Source organism: Myxococcaceae bacterium JPH2, assembly GCA_016458225.1.
GTDB lineage: Bacteria > Myxococcota > Myxococcia > Myxococcales > Myxococcaceae > Citreicoccus.
Window position 1 is genome coordinate 1 of the sequence record JAEMGR010000089.1, and the last position, 494, is coordinate 494.

A 494-nucleotide genomic window follows, 5' to 3' on the forward strand; every position below is an offset into this window, starting at 1 on the left:
CGCACGGGACACTCGTACAACGTCCCCATCTTCACGCGGCTCAAGGGCGCGCTGGATGTCCCTGCGCTGGAGCGCACCCTGCGCGAGCTGATCCGCCGTCACGAGGTTCTCCGCACCACCTTCGCGGAAGTGGATGGACAGCCGGTCCAGTGCATCGCGCCCGAGCTGCCCTTCTCGCTGAGCGTACGAACCCTCGCGGAGAACGACCGCGACGACGCCGCCATCCGAGCCCACGCGGAGCACGAAGTCCGTCAGCCGTTCGACCTGCGCCACGGCCCGCTCTTCCGAGCCTCGGTGCTGAAGGTCCACGACGACGACCACGTCGTGCTACTCAACTTCCACCACACCATCTTCGATGGCTGGTCCATCGACGTGCTCTCGAAGGAGCTGAGCGCCGCGTACACCGCCTTCGTCAGCGGTTCAGCTCCGACGCTCCCGCCGCTGCCCATCCAATACGCGGACTTCGCCCAGTGGCAGCGCTCCTGGCTCCAGGG

1 protein-coding gene is annotated in these 494 nt (G+C 67.2%); it reads left to right on the top strand.

Translation table 11 applies throughout. The features are described 5' to 3' along the window. Positions 1-494, top strand: a 494-nt coding sequence (locus JGU66_36215; protein ID MBJ6766221.1) for a hypothetical protein, incomplete at both ends; no start/stop codon positions are given.